Genomic DNA, 25,128 nt, shown 5'->3' on the forward strand with positions numbered 1-25,128 from the left:
AGTCAGAATTAGGAATAAATGTATCAAAAAGCATTTTTCAAACTCCCTCCCCCCTCTCGGGGTACTCCCTCTATAAACAGAGGGAGAGTTGAAATACTCCCTTTTTTCGGGAAGAGTCACCAGCTCCTCCTCTGTTTATAGAGGAGGTGGCACGAAGTGACGGAGGAGTTTTTTGAGGAATAAAATACATTTTGACACACCCCATTAGGAAATTATATTTTTATCAAAACACAGAACATGAAAAAATTAGCTTTATTAATACTTGTTATGGGTTGCGCAGCAGGTGCTTTCGCACAAAATGCCACGAACGAAAAGACTCTTTTCGAACGAGTAACCCAAATAGAGAAAAAAATGGACTGGTTCAACTTCTATTTGAACATGCAAGGTTCTTTTGATGCCAGTTTCAACTATGACCAAAGCGGACTGAGCGAGGCTGCATTCAAGATGCGTCAATTCCGTATTGAAGCAAAAGGTAACATCACCCCTTGGTTGTCCTATCGCTGGAGACAACGTCTGAACCGTGGGAACAACGGTGGTAACAATATCGACAACATGCCTACTTCCATTGACATCGCAGGTATTGGGGTAAAATTAAATGACCAGTTCTCATTCTTTGCCGGAAAACAATGTGCCGCTTATGGTGGTATCGAATTCGACTTGAACCCGATCGAAATCTACGAATATAGCGATATGATCGAGAACATGAGTAACTTCATGACCGGTTTGAACATCGCTTACCAGATTTGTGACAACCATCAACTTCAATTCCAAATTTTGGATAGCCGTAACGGTTCTCAGGATGAAACATACGGTCCCGGATTTGAAAAAAGCCGTGCCCCACTCTTGTACACGTTAAACTGGAATGGTAACTTGTTCGATGGAATCTATAAAACTCGTTGGTCAGCATCCGTGATGTCCGAAACAAAAGATAAGCAAATGTATTATTATGCTTTAGGTAACGATTTCACGTTCTCTAAAAAAGTAAATATGTTTGTAGACTTCATGTATTCTGACGAACAAATCGACCGAAAAGGTATCATTACCGGTATGCTAGAAAACAAAGATGCCGCTCTTCTTGACGGTCACAATGCACTTGATGCAGAATACCTATCCGTGGTGACAAAAGTAAACTACCGTTTCCAACCGAAATGGAATGCTTTCGTGAAGGGAATGTATGAAACGGCCTCCGTGTCAAAAACACGTGGTGACATCGAAAAAGGAAACTATCGTACTTCTTACGGTTACTTGGCCGGTATCGAATACTACCCGTTAGAAGACAGCAACCTGCATTTCTTCTGTACCTTCGTGGGACGTTCTTACAAATTTACTGATCGTGTCGCTCAAAAAGGATACAACACGCAAAGATTGGAAGTCGGGTTTATATACCAATTACCGATGTTCTAACAAACAAGAAATGATACAATTACGAGAGGGAATATTCAAATATATTCCCTCTTTTGATTTATCTCATTTTATTTTGAAATTGTTTTAACGAGTGTTATTTTTGTACCATATTAGAGTAAAGATTTACGATCTAAATTTAGAAACAAAACTATTACTATGAAAAAAACTAATCTACTCACTATTTTAGTATTAAGCGCAAGCATTATTTTTTCAGGATGTGCATCCATGAGCAACACGGGCAAAGGCGCTGCCATCGGGGCCGGTGGTGGAGCCGCACTTGGAGCCGGTATCGGAGCCTTGGTTGGTAAAGGTAAGGGAGCTGCCATCGGGGCTGCCGTGGGAGGAGCTGTTGGAGCTGGAACAGGGGCTTTAATCGGCAGAAAGATGGATAAACAGAAAAAAGAGTTAGAAGCCATTGAAGGAGCTCAGGTTGAAACTGTTACAGATGCAAATGACCTACAAGCCATTAAAGTAACTTTTGACAACGGCATATTGTTCGCCACGAACTCTAGCCAATTAAGTTCATCTTCCAGAGATGCCTTGACAAAATTTGCCACGTCGTTAAAGAATTCTCCGGAAACAGACATCACGATCTACGGCCACACGGATAACACCGGAACCCGTGCCGTAAATGAAAGAATATCCAAAGAACGTGCGGAAGCTGTTGCAAACTTCCTAGTTGGAAACGGGATTGCCCGCAACAGAATCACCACGGAAGGCCTAGCATTCGATCAACCGGTAGCTGACAATAGTACAGCAGAAGGACGTGCTAAAAACCGTCGTGTCGAAGTATATATCACGGCAAGCGCAAACATGATCAAACAAGCAGAAGAAGGTACCTTGAAATAAGATACAATCAGTAAGTAACCACTAAAAGCTGGAAGGCTGTTTTCGAACGATCTCCAGCTTTTAGTTTTTTTAATCCGATAACAATGAAAAGAAAAAAACTATTACTAATCACGCTATTAGCACTATCATTACAGAGTCTGTCAGCCCAAGGTCTGTTATCCCATCTAAACGACACGACAAACGGGCGCTCTCTTTTTGAAAGAGTATCGAATATCGAAAAAAAGAATAATACTTTTAACCTGAAACTGCACATGCAAGCCACATTCAACAGTGCATTCACAGACGGAACATTCGAGCAAGCAGCCTTCAAAATGAACCAGCTTCGATTAGAAGCCCGGGGGGACATCAATGACTGGCTTTCTTACCGTTGGCGTCAACGCCTGAACAGCAGTAACACGCCCCACGCACTGGATAACCTTCCCTCCTCCATCGATTATGCCATGATCTCTGTACGCCTGACTGATCAGTTTGTCACCTCCATCGGGAAACAGGCGGCAGCATACGGGGGGTTCGAATATGATCTGGATCCGATTGAAATCTACCAGTACAGTGACATGATCGATTACATGCTCTTCGATTTCATGACCGGAATCACGTTCTCTTATCAAGTCACCCCTACCCAAGAAATAGCCTTACAAGTCGTGAACAGCCGGACGGCTTCCATGGATGATATTTACGGGCAACTCCCGGAAGACGTGGAAGAAAGTCGTGCGCCCCTCGCTTACACGGCCAACTGGAACGGCAATTTCTTCAGCGATAAATTTAGAACCCGTTGGTCATATTCCTTGCTCAGTCTGGCAAAAGGATATAACAATCATTTTTATGCCATCGGTAACGAATTAGATCTGGGAAAGTTCAACATGTACCTCGATTTCTACCTTTCCGATGAAGAACTGGATAACCGAGGTATTATTTCAAGCCTCTACCGACTTCAAGGAGAGGCAGATTGCATCAAAAATGCTCGTTACGAATCTTGGGTCACCAAATTAAACTATCGTTTCCAGCCCAAATGGAATATTTTCGTGAAAGGAATGTACGAAAATGCCTCTGTTTACAAGCATTCCGATCAACTGGAGAAAGGCAAATACCGGACGGCTTACGGGTATTTCGGTGGTATCGAATACTATCCCACCACGGAAAATCTACATTTCTTCGCATCGTACATCGGACGTTCTTATCGATTCACGGACAAGGCCAAAACATTAGGAGCCGAGAACTACTCTACATCAACTTTATCCATCGGGCTAATTTACCATATCCCGCTGTTTTAGGCTTTACGCCCAAAAATAAATAAGGGCAATCCTCGAAAGGATTGCCCTCTTCCCCATTCCGGCACCCCGGAACAGAAAAAAACAACACACACATGAATATCAATAACCTTTTCTTATTTAAGAAAAGGTATTTATTAATCCTCCTTTTTCGAGGATTTCTTGAAACTCCGCATCAACATAAGGGAGCTTATACGCTCTCTTGTTCAAATACAATAAATGATTTTCATCATCTATTGCCAGTTGTTCCCCTGACGTGTAAGCATCCACCACGGCCCAATCAACAAGAATCCGTAACCCGTGATTAATAGCCATACGGTAAAAATCCCAGTTCACAGATTTTACAATCACCAGTTTTACCCCCACGGCTACCAATCCCGTCGCTGCATGTTTCACCAGTTGACCACACCCGAAGTTCTCCCCGGCGATAATAATATCTCCCGGTTTCACGTCGCAAGCGAAATTCGGATCCAATCCTCCAAACAAGTAAGGTTTAATCTCCTCCACCTGTTCAAGGGTCAAGCGATACATCAATTTTTCCGCAAATATCTGGTTACTTGATATATTATCTATATCCCCGTAATTCCACACCCCGTTACTCTTACGATAATCATACCCTTCCAACACGACTGGTTCTATCCGGGGAGCTTTATATTTATACCGTGCGCCCTCGAAGTGTATTATTGATGTTAGTTCTCCTCGCAACGCAGTCATAGCCACGGTTGCCGGAGAGGCTATATATTTTTCAACACCGGAATGATTCGAACTTCCGATATACCGACTATTGGCAGTAGAGATAAAACGGCTATTTCCGGCAGACGCCACGTGTCCCACTCCCAAGCAAGGCCCACAACTGGAGCCAAGAACGATGGCTCCGGACTGTGCAATCTTATCAATAATACCCTCTTCAACAGCCTGTAAATATATACTCCTAGAAGCCGGAACCACGAACAATTGGAACCCGTTGGCAATACGCTTTCCTTCCAAGATCATGGAAACTAACCGTAAATCCTCCAACCGTCCTGAAGCACAAGCACCGATAAGTCCTTGCTGTATTTTCAACCCGACAAGTTCCTCCACTCCCTGAAGAACATCGTTTCTCGTGTCATATACCATCGGAAAGACGCTGGCCAGATCAATCTCTATAAACCGAGAATAAACAGCCTCCTCGTCCGCCCAAACACCCCGCACTGCCGGTTCGTTAAAATAGTCTGCCAACCGATCATCCGGGGGAAAAGCCGAACTGATCACTCCCATTTCCGTGGAAATATTGGCTATTGTCATTCGATCATCAATGGACAAAGAGGAAACCCCTTCCCCGTGATACTCAATTGCCTGCCCGTTCACGTCCAACTCGCTCAATATTCCCTTGATCCATAAAGCCAAATCTTTAGCAAACACTCCTTCCGACAAACGATTCTTCAAAACGATCTTCACCGTTTCAGGCACCTGAAACCACATTTTGCCCGTTTTCCATAACACGGCCGTCTCTGTTTTATTAATTCCCACAGCCAACGTGTTGAACGCTCCCGCCGTGGCTGTATGAGAATCGCTCCCCGCAACCAACATACCCGGACGTACCAATTCTGAGATAATCTGGTGGCTGATTCCACGGTCACAGTCATAAAAATGCTCTATTCCCTGCTCTTCCACGAAATCCCGTATCGAATTATATTCCAAGGATAATTCGTTGACTAACCCAGACACCTTTCCATCCAGCACTATCACCAACTGGGAAGGATTGTATACTCGGGTACCATGAATTCGTTCAAACAAAAACCTAACCCGTGCCGAATTATCATGACTCATCACATAATCCGGTTCACGGACCACGATGCTCCCACGTTCGGCATTTAATATCTTCTCTACAAATGTTCGCATATATTGAATTTAGAATCTAGAATGTAAAACATAGAATGAACGTCACACCCTGAATTTTATATTCTAAATTTCACGTTGTCTAAAACTGCTTTTATTTTCTCAACATCACTGTAATATTGCTCGTATTCCGGTAGTCCCGAAACCCCGCCCATGAACACGTTCGGGTTACGGAATTCCATTTCACTGTCCCGACTACTTTTCCCACTCAAGTGAATAGCATCCACCCCTAATGTTATTAACGTGTTGGCATTCGCGGCATTTACACCACTTCCGGCCATAATTTGCACACGCCCTTTCGCCTGCTCCACCAAGGCTTTAATTTGCTCCATTCCCTCGCTTACCGTGTTGCGTCCTCCCGATGTTAAAACCCGGTAACATCCGGCCTGAATGATCCCCTCCAAGGCCTCTTCCATGTTTCGAGTCATATCTATCGCCCTGTGAAACGTTACCTTTAAAGGAGCCGCCAATTCGACCAGTTCCCGCGTACGTTGTACGTCAACCGAACCGTCTGCATTCAAGATACCCAACACGACACCATCCGCCCGGCACTCTTTGGCAAACCGGATGTCCTCCTTCATCACCTCGAACTCTAAATCGGAATAAAGAAAATCGCCTCCCCTCGGGCGAATCATCACGTAAAGTTGTATAGATAACTTTTCCCGGGCCATGCGAATCATAGCCGCAGACGGGGTTGTTCCCCCGTCATACATCCCGGAACACAGTTCCACCCGGGATGCCCCTGCCAACTGGGCATTCAAGCATGATTCCAAAGAAAAAGTACATATTTCGACCTCAATATTATTCTTCATTCCGCTCTGTCAATTTTTGTTTATTGGTTAATTCATACTACGAATATAATGAAATTATCGACAAACTTCAAATAAAAAACAGAGATAAAATACTCCTTGACATTCAAGTTATTTCTAACTTACATACATTCAACAGAGTATCACATGTCAAAAAAGGATAACGGGAGAAATAAGCACATTACATTAAAATAAACAAGAATAGATACACGACGGGAAGTGTATGACATTTCCCGCCAAATTGTATTAAAACGTGTAAAAATCCATCCCGAAGAGTTCCTCGAAATACTTCTTCACGACCGCTTTCACTTCCGCCACGGGAACCTCTGTCCCCACCTCTTTCGAGATAGAAGTCACCCCCTTATCCACGAATCCGCAGGGGTTGATATAATTGAAATAATTCAAATCCGTATTCACGTTCAACGCGAAACCATGCATCGTCACGTAACGGGAACATTTAATCCCGATCGCACATATCTTGCGAGCCCTAGAAGTATGTGCATCCAACCATACCCCCGTGGCTCCTTCCAACCGTTCCCCGGTAATCCCGAACTCTCCCACGGTACGAATAACCACCTCTTCTAACAAATCCACGTACTCCTTCACCCCCACGCCAAAATTAGCCATATCAATAATCGGGTACACAACCAATTGTCCGGGGCCATGATATGTAATATCCCCACCTCGATTTACCTTCACGAATTCAGCATGAGCCGCCTGCAACTGAATGGCACTAATCAGCATATTCGCCTCGTTCCCGCTCTTCCCTAACGTGTACACGTGATTATGTTCCACGAAAATCATACAATTCTCCGTGTCCTCACCCTTTAACTTCGCGGCAATAATCCCCTTGTGCAACTCTTCCTGTTGTTGCCACACGGGCATATAGCTCGCCACTCCTAGATCAATTAATCGTGTACGTTTCATAACTTATCTCACATGCTTTTCCGCGTGGTAACTAGAGCGAACCAACGGACCGCTCTCCACGTAACGGAACCCTTTTTCCAACCCTATACGCTCGTATTCCTTAAAGGTCTCCGGTGTCACGTACTCTTTTACTTCGAGATTCGCCTCGGACGGTTGCAGGTACTGACCGATAGTCATTACTTTACACCCGACTGCCAGCAAATCATCCATCGTCTGAAGAATTTGTTCACGAGTCTCCCCTAATCCCAGCATAATACCGGATTTGGAAACGATACCCGATTCCGAAACCTGACGGATCACTTGTAAAGAAATATCATATTTTGCCCGGCTACGTACGCCATCCGACAATTCTCTCACCGTCTCCAGATTATGAGAAATCACTTCCGGACGAGCATTAATCACCTGTTGCACGAGTTCCTGTCTTCCCTGAAAATCCGGAATCAGCACTTCCATTGTCGTTTCAGGATTCTCCCGTTTCACCGCCTCGATCACTTTCACCCAGTGAGCTGCCCCCAAATCAGCCAAATCATCCCGGTCCACGGAAGTGATCACGGCATGTTTTAAACCGAGCAACTTCACGGAGTTAGCTATATTTTCCGGTTCTGCCGGGTCCAATGGAGCCGGACGCCCCGTTTTCACGTTACAAAACTTACACGAACGGGTACATACATCCCCGCCGATCATAAACGTTGCAGTTCTGTTTCCCCAGCATTCGCCTTGATTGGGACACATACCACTGGTACATATCGTATGTAGATTATGTTTTCTGACTATATTTAAAACCTCCGTGGAACTCTGTCCTTTCGGTAATTTAATCTTCAACCATTCCGGTTTTCGTCTGCTATTACAACACGTCATACTCTCTATTTTTAATCGTACGCGAATATACGACGAAGTTTTTAAATACATACTGATATTTTTGATCTTTCAGGTTGTTAAATTCCCGAAAACACCTCTTTTTTTAACTATATGCAAATAACAGAAAATGCGTTAAATAAACTTGGACAGCTTGCATTCATTAGGATTATACCCTACATTTGTTTGCAATAATTCAAAACCAATTTCGTAATGTACAGAGCAGAAATACACACAGAAAAAGGTGTTATGAAGGTTCTTTTTTTCGAAAAAGACGCGCCGAATACCGTTGCCAATTTTGTAAAACTAGCCAGAGAAGGCTTTTATGATGGATTAACGTTTCATCGGGTCATCCCGGATTTCGTGATCCAAGGCGGTTGTCCTAGAGGTGACGGAACCGGAGGACCGGGTTACACCATCAAATGTGAGTTAAACGGGGATAACCAGTATCATGATCGGGGGGTCCTATCCATGGCTCACGCCGGACGGGATACCGGGGGATCTCAATTCTTTATTTGTCACAACCGCAGAAATACGGCTCACCTAGATAGACGCCACACGTGTTTCGGCCAAGTTTACGAGGGATTAGAAGTGATTGATGCCATCCGCCAAGGAGACGAGATTATTAAAATCGTCATCACGGAAGAAAATGAATAAGCCTGTGTTCTTAGTTGTTTAAATAATTCAGAAAAGCCGAAGTGTTAATACAACAACTTCGGCTTTTCACTTGTATCTAACTTATCTTACTTTGCAAAAAGAGCAGCCAACGCGATAGAATTCAGCTTTGCATCCACGCTGTCACCTCTGGAAGACAACACACTCGGGGCGGTGGCACCTACAAGGATCGCACCTTGACGAGCGTTAGCCAATTTCGTGTTCGTTTTGTAGAACACATTACCGGACTCGATATTCGGGAATACCAAGCAGTCCGCATCTCCCGCAACCGGAGATTTGATTTTCTTGATCTCGGCAGCCTCTTTGTCAATAGCCACGTCAAGAGCTAACGGTCCGTCGATGTCAATATTACCTAACTGACCTCTCTCTCCCATCTTGGCAAGAATGGCAGCATCCGTGGTAGACTCCACTTTCGGAAGTACTTGTTCCGTGGCTGAAATCATGGCAACTTTCGGGCGCTGAACACCAAGAGCGTTGGCAATCTGGGTAACATACTTCACGATTGCCATTTTCTGGCTGAAATCCGGGGCCGGAATAATAGCAGCATCACTGAACACCAACAACTTGTGGTAATTCGGACACTCCATCACAACAACGTGAGACAACGTGGCTTTCGGGGGCAACAAACCGCAATCCTTGTTCAAGATAGCGCGCATATATTTATCAGTACTTACCAATCCTTTCATGATGAAGTCAGCTTCCTTATCACGTACCATTTGAACAGCTTTAGCAGCCGCTTTCGTGTCCACCGGTTCGTGTACAATCTTAAAACGAGAGATGTCAAAGCCATGCTCGGTACACACTTTCCTAATCTCGTTTTCATCACCACATAAGGTGGCTTCAACAATACCCATTTCAACGGCTTTATTCACAGCCTCGATAGAGTGACTGTCGTTAGCGTAAGCTACAACCAAACGCTTTTTTTGGGTATTTCCCTTCAGTAACTCGTAGATGTCATCAATTTTCTGTATTGCCATGGCAAACTTATTTTTTACTTGATTAGTGATTTATGTTTTAAATTTGGAAACAAAAATAACGCTTTTTGATGAAAACTGAAACAAAAAGGAGCTTTTTGATTTTAGATTCTAATCACTTCGTTTATTCTTAATTTTAAACTACTTTTGTCTTCCGAATAGAAAAACAGAAATCACGTGTCGTTCAAAAAAAATATAATAGCACTTTACTTGATCAAGGTTTCCAAATGGTTTACCCTAGTGATGCCTATCATCGTGCTGTTTTACAAGGAATGTGGACTGGATCTGGCAGATATATTTATTCTGAAGAGCGTCTATTCCATCGCCATGGTGTCCTTGGAGATACCGACAGGCTACTTAGCCGACGTGTGGGGACGAAGGAATTGCTTGATTGCAGGTTGCATATTCTGTTTCTTGGGATTCACCAACTATTCGATTTCCGACACTTTCACGGCGTTTTTCCTCTCGGAAATTTTGCTCGGATTCGGACAGAGCCTTGTGTCCGGTGCTGACTCCGCCTTACTTTATGATACAATGCTATATTATAAAAAGGAAGACGCTTATTTGAAATACGAGGGACGAGTTACCATGGTAGGGAATTTCTCGGAAGCATTTGCCGGGATTTTCAGCGGGCTGTTGGCTGTTTATTCTCTCCGATTTCCTTTCTACGCACAGAGTGGAATCGCTTTTATCGGTATCCCGGCAGCCATGGCCCTAACCGAACACGCAGCTAAAACCAGAATCAAGAATTCGTTTGCCAATATCGTGAAAATCATTCAATACTCCCTTTTCACGAACAAGGAACTGTGCTATAACATCATGTTTTCCGGCGTGATCGGTGCCGCCACGCTGACCATGGCTTGGTTCGTTCAACCCCTGTTAATAGAACTGGATACCCCCACGTCCTGGTTCGGGATCATCTGGACAATACTGAATCTCACCGTCGGCATCTCAGCGCTCTATTCCGATAAACTGGATCAACGTCTGGGAAGTCTGCGAATGTACGCTTTTATCCTATTTTTTATCGTGAGCGGGTATATTGCGGTCGCTTTCAACATATCTTACGTTGGTTTGATATGCCTGTTCTTCTTTTACATCGTGAGAGGATTCGCCACTCCTATATTGAAAGGGTATATCAACCAAATTACCTTCTCCGAAATGCGGGCAACCGTACTTTCCATCCGTAACTTCGTTATCCGACTTATGTTCGCAGCCATGGCCCCATTAGTGGGCTGGTTGCATGATCTGTATTCCCTCTCCATCGCATTGCAGGCAACAGCCGCCATCATTTTTGTTCCCGGGCTACTATTCCTAATTTTACAATGGCGCTACTCGAAGAAAGTTTAAAGGAGTCTAGAGTTTAAAATAAAAAGGATGTTCTCGCAAACATCCTTTCAATCTCTTCTTCTTGATCCGTTTTACCGTACCTCTTCGAGAATCTTTGTTATCGACTCGAACACGTCATCTACCGAACCATGACCGTTCACAGAGAAATGCTTTTTCTGAACCTTATAGTGATCGGCAACAGGTAATGTCTTTGCCCGGTACTCGCGGAAACGATTTTCAATCACTTCCTCGTTATCATCGGCACGTCCCTCGATTTTAGCACGTTCCAACATCCGGCGCATTAACTCGTCATGAGGCACATCGATACTCACCAATGCACTTAACGGGTGTCCCGTCTTAGCCAGCATCTCATCAAGAATTTCAGCTTGTCTCACCGTTCTGGGAAACCCGTCAAACAGGAAACCATCCACGTTTTTGTGATGTTCGATGCTGTTTTCGATTAACGCAACCACAAACTCGTCAGATAATAACTCGCCTTTATTAATAATCCCGGCAGCCATTTTACCAAAATCCGAACCTTCGGCAATCTCTTTACGAATCATCTCTCCTGTTGACAGATGCGCTAGATTGTATTTTTCAACGATCTTTTTCGCCTGAGTACCTTTTCCGGCTCCCGGAGGGCCAAACAATGCAATATTCAGCATGACAATAACTTTATTTTATTCCTTTTGATGTATTAATTGTTTCATTTTTATGAACTCAGCCACAAAGGTATACTTTAATCCAAACTTTAAAATAGAAAAGTCAGAATATTTTCTAATTTTATGTTTGGAATAACATCATTTTTGCATTATTATGGATTCCAGTATTTTAGAAACTTCATCTTAAAGCTATTCATGTTAATTTGCATCTGCCGTAATTACTCTTTCACCTTTTCAAGTACGTCCATATCCGTGTAATAGGTGCGATGTTGTGATTTCTTTCCAGTTGCATTCATTCTAGCCAAAATATACTTAATATTTCCCTGATTATCAACCTCATAATCTTCCACAAACCCGTATTTACATTCCTCGTCCATATATCTTCGACCATTTTCGTCTGGGATAGCCCGCCGGAAGGCAGGAGTTGTAATTTTCACCTTCTCATTCACCTCAAACAGCTTGTTTTCGTTAATATACTGCTCTTTCAGTCGTTTTTCCTGCTCCCGATATTTGGTTATAATTTCTTCCAGCTCTCTTATAGAAGCTACATACTCTTCTTTTGTCATGGTTTTATTCATTTATCGAAATAATTTACTTACTCTTTTTTACATTATGAATGTAATTATCACCTTGCAGTTACAAATATATAAAATAAATTAAATACACCATCAAATTTGTCCGAAATTCGACAATATTGGATACAAACAAACGAAAACACTCACACAACTTTACCCCTATCCTTGAAAATTACATTGCAATTTCGTACATTCGCAGGCATTTCCGGAATCAATTATATGAACAAGAAAAAGACCACAACACGAAAAAAAGCCACGAAGAAAAAACAAAGTATCTTTGCCCGTGTTTTCAAAACAATACTATTGAGTGCCTTACTGGGCGCCATTCTCGTTGGACTATTCGTATGTTGCGTGTACTACGGGATGTGGGGGAAAATTCCGGATTACCGGGACCTGAGGGAAATTCGTAACAACGAGGCATCTTCCCTGTACAGTGAAGACGGGGAGTTACTCGGAAAATATTACGTGGAAAACCGTACAAACGTCATGTTCGGCAGTATATCCCGCAATGCCATAAACGCCTTGATCGCCACTGAAGACGTGCGCTTCTACGAGCATCACGGATTCGATAAAGTCAGTATGCTGAGGGTATTGTTCAAGACATTACTATTAGGCGATAAGAGTTCGGGCGGGGGAAGTACGATCAGTCAGCAATTGGCCAAAAATCTCTATCCTCGCCAGTATAACAACCGTTTCATGATTCCGGTGATCAAGATCAAAGAAATCATCACGGCACATCGTCTTGAAAAACTATACACGAAAGACGAAATTCTCACCCTATATTTAAATACCGTATCTTTTGGTGAAGGCACGTTCGGTATTGAAAGTGCCGCCCAAAAGTATTTTTCCACGACGGCAACACGTCTCTCTGTTCCGGAAGCCGCCACGCTGATCGGACTCTTGAAGGGGCCTTCTTACTACAATCCCCGAGTACATCCCGATCGCACGTTACAACGACGTAACACGGTGATTGCCCAAATGGTTAAGTACGATTATCTGACCGAAGAAGAAGGAGAAGAATTGAAAAAAGAAAAACTACGTCTCCGTTTCAAACCGTTAAACCATTATTCCGGCCTAGCTCCCTACTTACGTGAACAAATCCGCCAAGACGCAGTCAAGCTCATCGCGGAATTTAACGAGGCAAACAGCACCAATTACGATTTATACAAGGACGGGCTGAAACTCGTCACCACGATCGATGCGGAGATGCAACGTTACGCGGAAAAAGCCATGCAACAACACATGAAGTCATTGCAACACGCTTTCTACACGCATCTGGGAAAACAAGAGCCATGGGACAAAGAGAAGAATCTCCTTGATAATGCCATTCGGGAAAGCGAGGTATATAAAAATCTAAAACGCCAAGGGCTTGGCGAGAAAGCCATCCTCGCAGCCATGAACGAGAAAAAGCCCATGACTATTTATAGTACATACCAAGGAGAAACCGAAATGCAAATGTCTTCCATTGATTCCATTAAACACTATCTAAAGATTCTTCAACCCGGTATGATAGCAGTAGAACCCCAATCCGGAAAAATAAAAGTATGGATCGGGGGACTTGATTTCAAATATTTCCAATATGACCAAGTGCTGGCTCCCCGCCAAGTCGGTTCCGTGTTCAAACCGGTCGTTTACAGTGCTGCCATTGAACATGGAGCCCGTGTAGACGCCTATTATAATAATGAACAAAAAAGTTACCCGGAGTACGACAACTGGACGCCCCGAAATTCAAACAACCAGTACGGTGGTTACTACACGCTGAAAGGGGCTCTAAGTCAATCCATCAACACGATTGCCGTCCAAGTTCTCCTACAAACAGGAATCGACGCCACGATAGAACACGCTCATCGGCTAGGAATACAAAGTGACCTGCCTGCAGTTCCCTCCATTGCCCTAGGAGCTGCCAATATTCCTCTTCGGGAAATGATTCTCCCCTACTTGTGCTATGCAAACAATGGCGTATCGACAACGCCCTATTATCTGCTTTCCATAAAAGACCGGGACGGACGCATTCTTTACGAGTCCGAACCACCACGCAGGGAACGGGTGATCCCGGCAGAGCAGGCTCATACCATGTCTTCCATGCTTTCCGCTGTTATTCAAGAAGGAACAGGGAAAAGACTGATCAACAACTACGGGTTGAACATACCCCTAGCCGGAAAAACCGGGACAACCCAGAATCAAGCCGATGGCTGGTTTATTGGTTATAATCCTCGTATCGTAGTGGGCGTAAGAGTCGGGGCCAACAATTCTCGTGTACATTTCAACTCAACCGCACTAGGACAAGGTGCCAACATGGCACTTCCCATCTTCGGGTTGTTCATGCAGGAATGTCTGCAAAGTAACACTTACGCCTATTGGTCCGGTCTGTCCTTCCCGGTCCCACCCACGGATACACAAAAAGAACTGGAAGTCCCCACGTTCAAGGATAATATAAACCTGTTGGAAAGATTAACCAACCAAAAACTGGAAAAAGTAAAGAAACAAGATACAGAAAAAGATACCGATACTCCCAAGAAAAAAGGTTTCTTCCGGAAAATCGGGGACCTGTTCAAGAAAAAAGATAAAAAATAATTCACCATGAAAACAATAAACAAGACATCCCTGCTCCTTGCCCTTATTATACTGGCTATTGCTTTCAGTATCATATCCATGATTGCAGCCCCAGCTGAAATACGTTACTCATGGCACGGGCTGAACCCGTGGAATACTATTCAGGCTGTTCCACTTATGTTCAAACGATTCCTTAAAATGGACGATTGGATTATCTATTCCCTATCCGTGTTAATCATCGCTTACCTCTGGTGGAGAATCTATGCACTCGTAAATAAATTCAGAAGATCATAAACCCTTTATTCTTTTACCCCGTACACACTCTGGGATATACGTTTCACAGCGACCACGAAGAAACCTGTTAAAACGAGATTAAGTACTAAACTTAAAATGGAGATAATCAACGCAGGACCTCCTAACTGGTACCCCATGGCAATCACGATAATTCCAGCACCGACTTCTCCCCTCGTGAACATACCGATCGAAAGCGCCAAACGCTCCTGAATCTTCCGGTCACGATAGAAGAATAGCGGAAACATCTTCCCAAGATTCGAAAGAATCGTTACCACAATTACATGGAAGATCAGCATCCCCCATCCGGGCATCCCGTCTCCCCCAGTCTCCAAACCGATAAAGATAGGCGTACTCAACCCGACCAAAAACATAAACAGGTACGAGATAAAACTAGAGGCTCTTTCTTCCTCTTGCGAATGATTATGCACGGTTTTCATCACCATTCCCAACACGAATGCCGGTAACAGGACTTCAATATGAATTGCTCCATCTTGTCCCATAAAAGCTTTCGAGATCAGGTACACGCTTTCGAATGCCGCCACGATACATACGGAATAGAGCAGAATAGCTCTCCAAGATTGCGGCAAGTTCAGCGAACTCAACCGTTTCCATCCGAAAATCAAAAGGATACAAACCACCAGAATAATAACAAACAGTTGCCACTTGAAACCGATCATCAATATCTGCAACGGAATCATCAACAAAATCGTGTCCAAGTCATCGAATATAGCAAGCACCTGCGTCTTCTTGTAAATCCACTCCTTTTTCAGCCCGGCAGCGGCGAGCATCGTGAAAAGAATCCCTGCGGACGTAGGAGCCGCAAACCGGCTGATCAGCAAATTATTCTCCCACGACAATCCCGTATCCAGAAAAAAGATATAATAACAGGCTATCAAGAGCCAAGGTACGGCAGCCGTCGCCATGGCAATAAAATAATCCGTCGTGTACGAACGCCATTTTACCTTATCCAGCTCGAATTCCCTCCCTACATTAATCATGATAAAAGCAAGACAAATAAACATCAGCCATTTGCTTATTGATGCTAGAGTTCCATACGCACTCCCTAACGCCGAAGGAAGTATTTGAGAAAAAAATAAGCCACAAAGTAAGAAAATAGAAAATAAAAAAACTTTCTTCATCCCCATCAAAATTAATTTGCCACAAAGATAGGGATTTTCAGGCGATTTTCGATCGTTATTTAAAATGAATCTAGTTAAAAAATGTATATCAAAAACCTTGATCTACTCGTATTTAATCGCATCGGGTTTATAAACACGGTAATCATAAAATCCACTTTTCCGACGACTCGACACGTTCACCTCTATACTATGAATATCGGGTGGTCCTTTGGGGTAAAAAGCAAAACGAATACTTACATTCTTGAGAATCAAGTTATCATTTCGTAGATTCAGACTAACACCGATTCCCCAGTACGATTGACTATTCAACAAATTCTTCTCATCCCGGGCCAACACCCCCCAATCCACAAACCCGGTAACCGATGCCCGAAACCCTCTTTTAATGTAAGGCAGGAACAACGTTGCGGACATGGAGGCGGAAAGTCGTTGTGTCCCACGAGTGGTATCGGAATCAAATCCCCGGATATTAGCATCCTCGAAATAAATATAGTCATCCGGATTCCTCTTGATTCCCAACACGTAATCCACGTTACTATAAAAACGTAACCGGTGCCGGGACAGATCGTACAAACGACTGATATACTGACTACCGACCTTAAACACGCCACTCTCGGCCGTGTAACCATTCAGAAAAGTACCCAAAGCCGCGTACCAAGCATAGTACCTCTCCGTGTATTTATTAAACCATGAATAATGCCATTCTGTTCCCAAGTACCCGTACTCCGTGAAATCACTCTTCTCATACCCGAAAAGCAACGTCCCCGATAATCCCGATGGAATATCCTCTGTTCGCCCGAAATCATAGATCAAGTTTGCCTTGAAATACTTGATTTTGGTAAACGTCAAAGCTCCCATGATCCGGTCACGGTCGTAATAGAAATGATTGGAATCACTCGACACTTCCGGACGATCGACAAAACTAGTACCCGTGTAACGTCCCGTCAGGTAAAATATCCGGTTATAACTATACTTTTCCGGCAAATAAAAAGAAGTTCCTCCCCAGAAGTCCCACAACCGGTAATTAAACAATTCCACGGGCTTGTTAATATCCCGGTCAACCAATGTTTTCGAGGAATATACCCGACTGTATGCGGCACCTCCGGCCCATTTTGTCTTGTACGTCAAGAACTCTTTATCCAGTTCCACCCGTAAAATATCCTGATTATAGGAATTCTCGTACATCCCGTAAAAGTCCATGTGAGACCCTAGAAGATTACTGGCCTTATACTCGATCAGGTTTCCCCATTTTTTATCTTTACTTCCCCGAAAACTAGCCTGATAGTGTAAACTATGCCCCAGTTTAAACAAGTTTTTTGTTTCTAGCCCCAAGTCAACCGCATTCAAGAAGTTACTCCACACCTCCCCCGTCCATGAAAATTCATCCTTGCAAATAATCATCAGATCAACTTGATTCGTGTCACTCTGTACCTCTTGTATGCCAATCAGCGCATCATCCACGTTCGACATTGCTTTCAGTAACTGTTCATTCTGTACCAGCTCGAAAGGGTCGACTATCATCCCCGGCCTCACGGTCAATTGCTTTTTTATCACCCGTTCGGCCGATTTCTGGTGAACGGAATTTGCCACGCTTAAAAGCCATTGTAAACTGTCCTGCAAGGGCGTCGTGTCGTTAACACTCGTTCCGAAAGGAGGTAAAACCTTCACGTGAATATCACGGATCGTCTTTCCCCGGTAGGGCTTGTAACGATCCTCACTATTTTCCGTTTGAACAATATCAATGTTAATTTTTCGGGGATTCACGAAGATCATCTTGTACAACTCTTTCGTCCACTTCCGTCGATAAGCGACCTCCTTGATCTTGGAAAACTCATACTGGAGTGTATCCCGAATTAAACTATCCGGTAAGAAAACCACGTCATTTTGTTTCAGTGTATCAGGTAGCTTTATAAATTCATACTCGTTATTCCCACGCACGTCGAATGATAAGGGCCTTGCATTTGCTTGACTTTCCACGAGTAATACCCATGCCAGCATCCATATCATACAACGAATAATCACACGCTTCTTTTCCAATAAAATTACTCCTCTAACACTAACGTTTTCAATCGGTCAGACATCCAAACCTCACGTTCTCCCTGTTTATTTTGATAAATAAAACAAGCCTCGATATGAGGATTATCCAACACTATTTTTTTAGATTCTTCAGTTCCCAACACCATAAACGCTGTCGCGTAAGCATCTGCCTCCATACAAGTCGGAGCGTACACGGAAGCACCTAGTATATCTTGTTGGACAGGATAACCGGTCCTAGGGTTTATTGTGTGAGAATATTTTTTTCCATCCACCACGTAAAAACGACGATAATTTCCGGAAGTCGCCAACGCCCCTTCCCGCAAAGCCAGCACAAGCTGCAACTCCCTGTTTGCAGCCGTCGCATCGTCAATCGGCTTGTCTACACCGATATGCCACGGGCGCCGTTTATTACTTTCCCCTTTCACGCGGATTTCACCGCCGATCTCTATCATGTAATTTTGTACTCCTTTACGGTCAAAAAACTCGGCCACGAGATCCACTCCCAACCCTTTGGCAATGGAACTGGCATCCATCTGTACCCCCTCGACTAGCTTCACTAACCGCTCCCCTTCCAACTGCACCTTATCCATTCCCACGTATTGCAACAAAGAATCGATCTTCTCGTCCGAAGGCAACTTCTCGTTTTTAAAACCGAATCCCCAAGCGTTCACCAACGGGGCCACTGTCACGTCAAAGGCTCCACCCGTCACCTCGTTCACCTCTCTAGCCTTCTCGTACATAGCAACGAAAAGCGAATCTACCTGTTCACTCTCACCCCGGTTCCACTGGGCAATCACCGAATTCTTGTTAAACATTGACAAGGACCGATTTACCCGCTCCATCTCCTGCCGGATCTCCACCGCATAATCCATTTCACTCTGGTACGACACGTGGTAAACTGTACCATACACGCTACCTTCCGAGAACCGGTACACATTACGCTGACATCCCATCACCAACACCAGCCCGCAAATAATAATCCCCAACTTTTTCATACACTTTTCTAAAAATAATATCCCAAGTTAAAATAAAAGCCCAGTTTCTTTGACCAATCCGAGAGACTGAACATGAAATCAATCGGTCCCACGATACTATCGTAAGAATACCCGACACCCCCGCCCCAAATATCATCACCTCCAAATATATCAAAGAAATTAGCCTCCTGTTTCGCATAATTCCCGGCTAGAGAAATATAATGGTTACGACCAATATTATACCTCACCTTGACTTTTGCCACCACAACCGAATTATCGAATATCTCCAGATGCTGAATTCCCAAGAAAGGCAATTGTTGATCGACATACCTCCCGGCAACATCCCCTCCCATACAATTCAAATAGGGATAGGGAACATCATGCCCCACCAGCACTCGCCCGTAAATAGACGGAATAAACTTCACCCGGCGGGTGATGGACAGCACGGACTCGAAATCCAACCCGATAGCTGAGAACGGTGCCCCGTCATTATAGGTGATCAAATTATCCGTGTACAAGGAATAATCCACTTTCAGCGACATTCCCCGTGTCGGGTAATAGCGTTTATCAAAGGTTTCCAAATGTGCCAGCCCGTAATAACTAAAGAACCCTTCCGGTTTCACCGAAATATTATGATCTTTGTCCGAGAAGAGGAACGACTCGTAATTATAATACTCGTAACGAACCCCCAGCTGCAATTTAAAGTTACGGAAATAAATATCAGAACCTCCAAGGTTTACCCGATGAACCCCGTAATCCACGTTATCCGTTTTCTTTCCCTTGGTATAAATATCCAAGTTATTATACTTGAACATATACTCCAATTCAAAACGCCGCAGGAAAGTATTGCCCAGTGAATAATTCAACTTCACGTAAGGATTCATGCTTAAACGTCCGGTCAGAGAAAGCCGCGAACCTCTCAAATCCTTGTGAGTAAGCGTGGTATTCAATAAAATAGCCGCCATTTCTTCTGAATCAAACCGGAAACCAAGGTTCAAAGAACTCATAGGCTTTTGTTTTAGTATCAATTCCAAATCGTACACTGGGCCACCACTAAGCTTGTAACTCACGCTCGAAAATGCCCCGATCCCGTACAATTCGGCAATTGCCTCGTGCAGATCGCTCAACGTGATCCGGCTATAATCCTTTATCCGTATCTTTTTCCGTAACCATTTCTCATCCCGTTCATCAATTCCTGACAGATGCACGTGTTCCACCATGATCGTATCATTCTCGATAATTATATCTTCAGATATTTTTTTCGGTTGAAAACTTTCTGTAAGTCCCAGCTCTTTTTTCAATTGCATCAATTCATCCCATTGACTCCGAGCCACGTCCTCACCCCGCATGATCAGCGTGTCAATAGCGCTTGACGAAAAACTGGCGGCCGAATAAGGTGTAACATCCGGTTTGATATAGATGTTTACCATCTTTTTATTTTCCTCGTACTTCTGGATACCTAAAAAAGAGGTCATCTGGTCAAGAATCCCCATCACGGATTCTAGCCCGGATGCATCTTTCAGTTCCGCCTGCACGTCTACCCCGATAATTATATCGGCTCCCATTGCTTTAGCCAGATCCACCGGAAAATTATTGGAGATTCCCCCGTCCACCAGTACCATACCATTTTTCCGCACGGGAGCGAAAGCCCCCGGAATCGCCATACTCGCACGCATGGCCAGCGGTAACACGCCGCGGTCCTGAACAACCTCCTTACCATCCACCAAATTACTCGCCACGCAGGCAAAAGGGATAGGCAATTTCTTAAAATCCAACGAATCATGGTAACCGATTGTCAGATCCGAGAACAGGTTGTAAATATTCTGCCCACTGATGAATCCCGATGGAATTTTGATCTCCCGGTTATTCTTTATCGGCACGGAAACCAGATACTTTTCCGTTTCCTCCTTCTCCGAGAAAGGGAGATTATAACGATATACTTTATCACTCAACAAAAACGTCCAGTTCTGTCTTCTCACCAAACTATCCATCGTGTGCGCATCGTACCCGATCGCGTACAACGCCCCGACGAGAGACCCCATACTCGTCCCTGCAATATAATCAATCGGAATCCCAGCTTCCTCCAACACCTTCAACACTCCAATATGTGCCACGCCTTTCGCACCCCCACCACTCAGCACCAACCCAACCTTTTTCCGTTGACCTTGAACATCCAATATAATAAATAAAACAAGAAGAAACACCAAAATTCGTTTCATACATTCCAGAATTTAAATTTAAGAGGTTAGATCAAAAAAGATACCATTCTTCTCGCTCTAAACTTCCCAAAAATACAAATTTCTCGGAACATTAGCAACTCAACTTCCCAAGTTCGCACAATATCTGACATTTCTTTTTCTAAATTATTTAGCTAAATTTGCGGTGAGACTAAAAAATGTAGTATGACGAAAATATTAGTGATTGATGATGAGAGAAGTATCCGTAATTCGATGAAGGATATTCTACAATACGAGGGACACGAAGTCGTGCTGGCTGAAAACGGAATGGAAGGCCTCGTTTCCGTGAAATCTGAAAAACCCGACATTGTATTCTGCGATATAAAGATGCCGAAAATGGAAGGTATCGAAGTACTGGAACGCATCAAAGAGTTCTCCGCAGACACCCCGGTAATCATGATTTCCGGTCACGGAACCATAGACACCGCCATAGAGGCCATCCGGAAAGGGGCTTATGATTTCATCGAAAAACCGTTGGATTTGAATCGTATACTGATCACGATAAAGAACGCCACGGACAAACATTTATTAATTCACGAGACAAAGACCCTGAAAAACAAGGTCAGCAAGAAATACGACATGATCGGGAATTCCGAGGCCTTAAACCATATACGAGCCATGATCGACAAGGTGGCCGTTTCCGATGCCCGGATACTGGTCACCGGGCCTAACGGTTCCGGGAAAGAACTCGTTGCCCACCAGTTGCACGAGCTAAGCCACCGCAAGGACAATGCCTTTGTCGAGGTAAACTGTGCCGCCATCCCCTCGGAACTCATCGAGAGCGAGTTATTCGGGCATGAGAAAGGTTCTTTCACCTCGGCCATCAAGCAAAAGAAAGGAAAATTCGAACTCGCCAACGGGGGAACGCTCTTTCTCGACGAGATCGGCGACATGAGCCTCAACGCCCAAGCCAAAGTGCTGAGAGCTTTGCAGGAACAAAAGATAACCCGTGTCGGTGGGGATGCCGATATTAATGTAGACGTGCGAGTCATTGCCGCCACGAACAAGAATTTGAAAGAAGAAATCAAGAAGGGAAATTTCCGGGAAGACCTCTATCACCGGTTAAGCGTGATTATTATTGACGTACCTCCTTTGTGCCAACGTCTGGAAGACATTGATGCTTTGGCCAATCACTTCTTGACAGAAGTATGTACAGAAATGGGCATCGCCCCCAAAACGCTTTCCCCCGATGCCATCACCGCACTGAAGGAGTGCGAATGGACGGGTAATATCCGTGAACTACGTAACGTCGTGGAACGATTGGTCATTCTTTGTGGCAACACTATTACCCGGGAAGACGTGAGGATGTACAGATAATGGGAAAGATAAAAGAAAAAAGATAAAAACTAAAAGTTGAAAAACCTGTAACTTGTAACTTGCTAACCTGTAACTCGCCGGGCGAATCCCGGCAGGAATCTAAAATTTAAAATTAGCTCGTTTTATGGGAAAAGATAATAAACTACATATTATATTATTGGGCCGGAGAAACAGCGGGAAAAGCTCGCTGATAAATGCCCTGACTGGTCAGAATATTGCCATCGTTTCGGATGTGGCCGGAACCACTACCGACCTCGTGAAAAGAAGTTATGAAATCCCGGACTTCGCCTCCGTTATCTTTATCGACACGGCAGGCATCGACGACACGGGAACTTTGGGTGAAATGCGGGTGGAAAAAACCCGGAATGCTATATCTCAAGCTGATATGGCCCTACTCGTGATCACGGATAACCGTTTTGAAGAACCCGAACAACAACTTGCTGAACAGTTAAAGAAACTGGAAACCCCGTTTCTAGTAATCCACAACAAACGTGACGAAGTCGCCTTGATTCCCGATTTAAAGGAAAAATTAACGGCTACCTACAACTGTCCCGTGATTGACTTCTCCACCCGGGAAGACAACACAACCCCGATCCTAGATGCACTGAAAAGTGTATGGAAAAAAGACAACGCCCCGAAATCTTTAATCGGTGATTTACTTACTCCCGGGGACATCGTGTTGCTGATCACCCCGATTGATTCCGAAGCTCCCGCCGGGCGACTCATCCTGCCGCAAGTACAGATGATCCGGGATATTCTCGACAACCATTGCATCTCCATCGTCTTGCAACCGGAAGAAGTCACTTCCTTTCTGGAAAAAACGGGTATCCGCCCCCGTCTTGCGATAGCCGACAGTCAAGTATTCCAAAAAGTGGCTGCCATCATCTCCCCGGAGATTCCCCTCACGAGTTTTAGCATCGTTCTTGCCCGCCACAAAGGAAACTTCAAGGCTTATCTCGCTGGGACACCCCGGATCGAGGAACTGAAAGAAGGGGATCGCATCCTGATGCTAGAGTCCTGCTCTCATCACGTTTCCTGCGAAGACATCGGCCGTCACAAGATTCCCCGTTGGTTACAAGAACACACCGGGAAGAACTTCCAGTTCGATTTCATCGTCGGTCTAGATGCGATCACTCGCCCCATCACCGACTATGCCATGGTTATCCAGTGCGGTGGTTGCATGATCACCGGGAAACAATTGAAGAATAGGCTCCAACCTGCCATCGACGCGGGAATACCTGTTAGTAATTATGGAATGACGATTGCTTACCTACATGGAATATTCGAAAGGGCAACTAAAGAACTTACTGATTTTAAATTTTAGATTTTAAATTTAAAATTGAGCTACCCCCTCTGGCTCCCCTTACACAAGCGAAGAGGAGTTAAAGGAGGTAGTTAAAGAGGTTTCCTCGTGCGACCTAATCTAAAATCTAAATTATTAAATCGTTATCCCGAACCCTACCGCAAAAGGTCGCAACTCCGGTGCCCGATTCTTGTTAAACATATTGGTCAACGAGTAATTTCCCCAGATACACACACCACGGTAGCCAACCCGGAGCGTATAATCAACTTTAAAAGGAACCATCCCATAACTCCCGTTCTCTTTCAGTTTACGTTTATTTCCCTTCTCGCTCGTGTAAACGACTTTTGTCTTGGAGTGCAGGCGGATTCCCCCGATAAACCCAGTGGAGACATAAAACCTTTTCCAATGTGGAGCTGGGATTTGTTTTTCCAACATCAAAGGTATCGTTAAATAAAGAGCTTTGAAAGTACTCCGTTTCACCTCCTCGATCCCCAAGTCGGACAATGGCACAGCGTGAAGCATCTCGCCTTTCTTGCGGCGGACAGTTATATCACCGTCAAAACACAGGCGGGAGTAGTCAAGGCCGAATCCCGTGAATATACCGAAACGCTGCCGGGGACTCAACCCAAAACTAAACTTGGCAAAGTTGAAGTGCATCGTGAACGAGCTAGCCCAGTCCAGCTCCATGAAGTCATTCCCGCCATACTTGGAATAATTGGTTTTCCCGAAATTCACGAACCCGAAATAGAACCCGTTCCAATGCCCGCGAAACTTGTTCGGACGAGGCACCTTACCGGAAAGAGTATTGAACACTCTAGAATCTAAGGGAGGTTTGACCACGTTGTTTCTCCTTTCTTCTTCGCTTTCCCGCACCGTGTTGTCCCAGATAATCATTTCTGTTTCCTTGCCGAGGGTGTCGATGACCTGCCCTTTCACGCGAATAGTGTCCTTCCGCCAGCCGTCGTTGACAATCACGCTATCCCGTTGCCCCGCGGCAGACAGTCCACACACCATCAAAATGATAAAAGCTGCTATTATTCTCATAACCTTATTTTTATTTCTTACATGACGTTTA

Annotated in this window: 21 protein-coding genes; 9 read left to right on the forward strand and 12 right to left on the reverse strand. The window is 44.3% G+C overall.

What is annotated here, in order from left to right; translation table 11 throughout:
• Positions 1-237 precede the first annotated feature (237 nt).
• The 3 genes from R8806_RS04350 (at position 238) to R8806_RS04360 (ending at position 3,524) form a co-directional block, all read left to right on the forward strand.
• Positions 238-1,404 (forward strand): porin, encoded by a 1,167-nt coding sequence (locus R8806_RS04350; protein ID WP_124316194.1) that lies wholly within the window; start codon positions 238-240, stop codon positions 1,402-1,404.
• Between the two features lie 156 nt (positions 1,405-1,560).
• Entirely contained in the window at positions 1,561-2,253 is a 693-nt protein-coding gene (locus R8806_RS04355; protein WP_124316193.1) for an OmpA family protein, read from the forward strand.
• Between the two features lie 83 nt (positions 2,254-2,336).
• Positions 2,337-3,524 (forward strand): porin, encoded by a 1,188-nt coding sequence (locus tag R8806_RS04360; RefSeq protein ID WP_124316192.1) that lies wholly within the window; start codon positions 2,337-2,339, stop codon positions 3,522-3,524.
• Between the two features lie 117 nt (positions 3,525-3,641).
• Here the strand turns inward: R8806_RS04360 and R8806_RS04365 are convergent, their stop codons facing one another.
• The 4 genes from R8806_RS04365 to lipA all read right to left on the reverse strand — a co-directional run bounded on the left by R8806_RS04365 (position 3,642) and on the right by lipA (position 7,993).
• Positions 3,642-5,402 (reverse strand): aconitase family protein, encoded by a 1,761-nt coding sequence (locus tag R8806_RS04365; RefSeq protein ID WP_124316191.1) that lies wholly within the window; start codon positions 5,400-5,402, stop codon positions 3,642-3,644.
• 56 nt (positions 5,403-5,458) lie between these two features.
• Positions 5,459-6,211: a copper homeostasis protein CutC gene (locus tag R8806_RS04370; RefSeq protein WP_183312847.1), complete on the reverse strand. Its 753-nt coding sequence runs from the start codon at positions 6,209-6,211 to the stop codon at positions 5,459-5,461.
• A gap of 243 nt (positions 6,212-6,454) precedes the next feature.
• Positions 6,455-7,135 carry a lipoyl(octanoyl) transferase LipB gene (gene lipB / locus R8806_RS04375; RefSeq protein ID WP_124316190.1) on the reverse strand — a complete coding sequence of 227 codons (681 nt, stop codon included), beginning with the start codon at positions 7,133-7,135 and terminating at the stop codon, positions 6,455-6,457.
• Between the two features lie 3 nt (positions 7,136-7,138).
• Positions 7,139-7,993 carry a lipoyl synthase gene (lipA, locus tag R8806_RS04380; protein WP_124316189.1) on the reverse strand — a complete coding sequence of 285 codons (855 nt, stop codon included), beginning with the start codon at positions 7,991-7,993 and terminating at the stop codon, positions 7,139-7,141.
• A 210-nt stretch (positions 7,994-8,203) separates the two neighbouring features.
• On the opposite strand from lipA, the gene R8806_RS04385 reads away from it, so the two are divergent.
• A complete protein-coding gene (locus R8806_RS04385) occupies positions 8,204-8,647 on the forward strand; it encodes a peptidylprolyl isomerase (protein WP_027200235.1) in 444 nt (147 codons plus the stop codon).
• Positions 8,648-8,733: 86 nt separating this feature from the next.
• Here R8806_RS04385 and R8806_RS04390 read toward each other — a convergent pair whose 3' ends face one another.
• Positions 8,734-9,642: a bifunctional enoyl-CoA hydratase/phosphate acetyltransferase gene (locus R8806_RS04390; protein WP_124316188.1), complete on the reverse strand. Its 909-nt coding sequence runs from the start codon at positions 9,640-9,642 to the stop codon at positions 8,734-8,736.
• A gap of 240 nt (positions 9,643-9,882) precedes the next feature.
• Between R8806_RS04390 and R8806_RS04395 the strand changes: the two genes are divergently transcribed.
• A complete protein-coding gene (locus tag R8806_RS04395) occupies positions 9,883-10,986 on the forward strand; it encodes an MFS transporter (RefSeq protein WP_151411692.1) in 1,104 nt (367 codons plus the stop codon).
• Positions 10,987-11,057: 71 nt separating this feature from the next.
• Here R8806_RS04395 and R8806_RS04400 read toward each other — a convergent pair whose 3' ends face one another.
• Complete coding sequence (locus R8806_RS04400) at positions 11,058-11,630, reverse strand: adenylate kinase (RefSeq protein ID WP_124318369.1); 573 nt, start codon at positions 11,628-11,630, stop codon at positions 11,058-11,060.
• 215 nt (positions 11,631-11,845) lie between these two features.
• A complete protein-coding gene (locus tag R8806_RS04405) occupies positions 11,846-12,193 on the reverse strand; it encodes a hypothetical protein (RefSeq protein WP_317715778.1) in 348 nt (115 codons plus the stop codon).
• Between the two features lie 228 nt (positions 12,194-12,421).
• Between R8806_RS04405 and R8806_RS04410 the strand changes: the two genes are divergently transcribed.
• Both R8806_RS04410 and R8806_RS04415 read left to right on the forward strand, forming a co-directional pair.
• On the forward strand, positions 12,422-14,776 hold the full coding sequence (locus R8806_RS04410) for a transglycosylase domain-containing protein (protein WP_124316493.1): 2,355 nt from the start codon (positions 12,422-12,424) through the stop codon (positions 14,774-14,776).
• A gap of 6 nt (positions 14,777-14,782) precedes the next feature.
• On the forward strand, positions 14,783-15,049 hold the full coding sequence (locus R8806_RS04415) for a hypothetical protein (RefSeq protein ID WP_124316494.1): 267 nt from the start codon (positions 14,783-14,785) through the stop codon (positions 15,047-15,049).
• Positions 15,050-15,054: 5 nt separating this feature from the next.
• Here R8806_RS04415 and R8806_RS04420 read toward each other — a convergent pair whose 3' ends face one another.
• The 4 genes from R8806_RS04420 to R8806_RS04435 all read right to left on the reverse strand — a co-directional run bounded on the left by R8806_RS04420 (position 15,055) and on the right by R8806_RS04435 (position 21,415).
• Positions 15,055-16,188 (reverse strand): cation:proton antiporter domain-containing protein, encoded by a 1,134-nt coding sequence (locus R8806_RS04420; RefSeq protein ID WP_124316495.1) that lies wholly within the window; start codon positions 16,186-16,188, stop codon positions 15,055-15,057.
• Between the two features lie 102 nt (positions 16,189-16,290).
• Complete coding sequence (locus R8806_RS04425; RefSeq protein ID WP_229782892.1) at positions 16,291-18,222, reverse strand: BamA/TamA family outer membrane protein; 1,932 nt, start codon at positions 18,220-18,222, stop codon at positions 16,291-16,293.
• Positions 18,223-18,227: 5 nt separating this feature from the next.
• On the reverse strand, positions 18,228-19,217 hold the full coding sequence (locus R8806_RS04430) for an FAD:protein FMN transferase (RefSeq protein ID WP_124316496.1): 990 nt from the start codon (positions 19,215-19,217) through the stop codon (positions 18,228-18,230).
• A gap of 8 nt (positions 19,218-19,225) precedes the next feature.
• The gene (locus tag R8806_RS04435) at positions 19,226-21,415 is read right to left on the reverse strand and encodes a patatin-like phospholipase family protein (RefSeq protein WP_124316497.1); all 2,190 of its coding nucleotides are present in this window, start codon (positions 21,413-21,415) and stop codon (positions 19,226-19,228) included.
• Between the two features lie 183 nt (positions 21,416-21,598).
• Between R8806_RS04435 and R8806_RS04440 the strand changes: the two genes are divergently transcribed.
• Both R8806_RS04440 and hydF read left to right on the forward strand, forming a co-directional pair.
• Entirely contained in the window at positions 21,599-22,750 is a 1,152-nt protein-coding gene (locus R8806_RS04440) for a sigma-54-dependent transcriptional regulator (RefSeq protein WP_124316498.1), read from the forward strand.
• A 124-nt stretch (positions 22,751-22,874) separates the two neighbouring features.
• The gene (gene hydF / locus R8806_RS04445; protein WP_124316499.1) at positions 22,875-24,074 is read left to right on the forward strand and encodes a [FeFe] hydrogenase H-cluster maturation GTPase HydF; all 1,200 of its coding nucleotides are present in this window, start codon (positions 22,875-22,877) and stop codon (positions 24,072-24,074) included.
• Between the two features lie 114 nt (positions 24,075-24,188).
• Here the strand turns inward: hydF and R8806_RS04450 are convergent, their stop codons facing one another.
• Positions 24,189-25,097, reverse strand: a complete 909-nt coding sequence (locus R8806_RS04450; protein ID WP_124316500.1) for a porin family protein — start codon at positions 25,095-25,097, stop codon at positions 24,189-24,191.
• Positions 25,098-25,128: the final 31 nt, after the last annotated feature.

The sequence above is a fragment of the Butyricimonas faecihominis genome (assembly GCF_033096445.1).
GTDB lineage: Bacteria > Bacteroidota > Bacteroidia > Bacteroidales > Marinifilaceae > Butyricimonas > Butyricimonas faecihominis.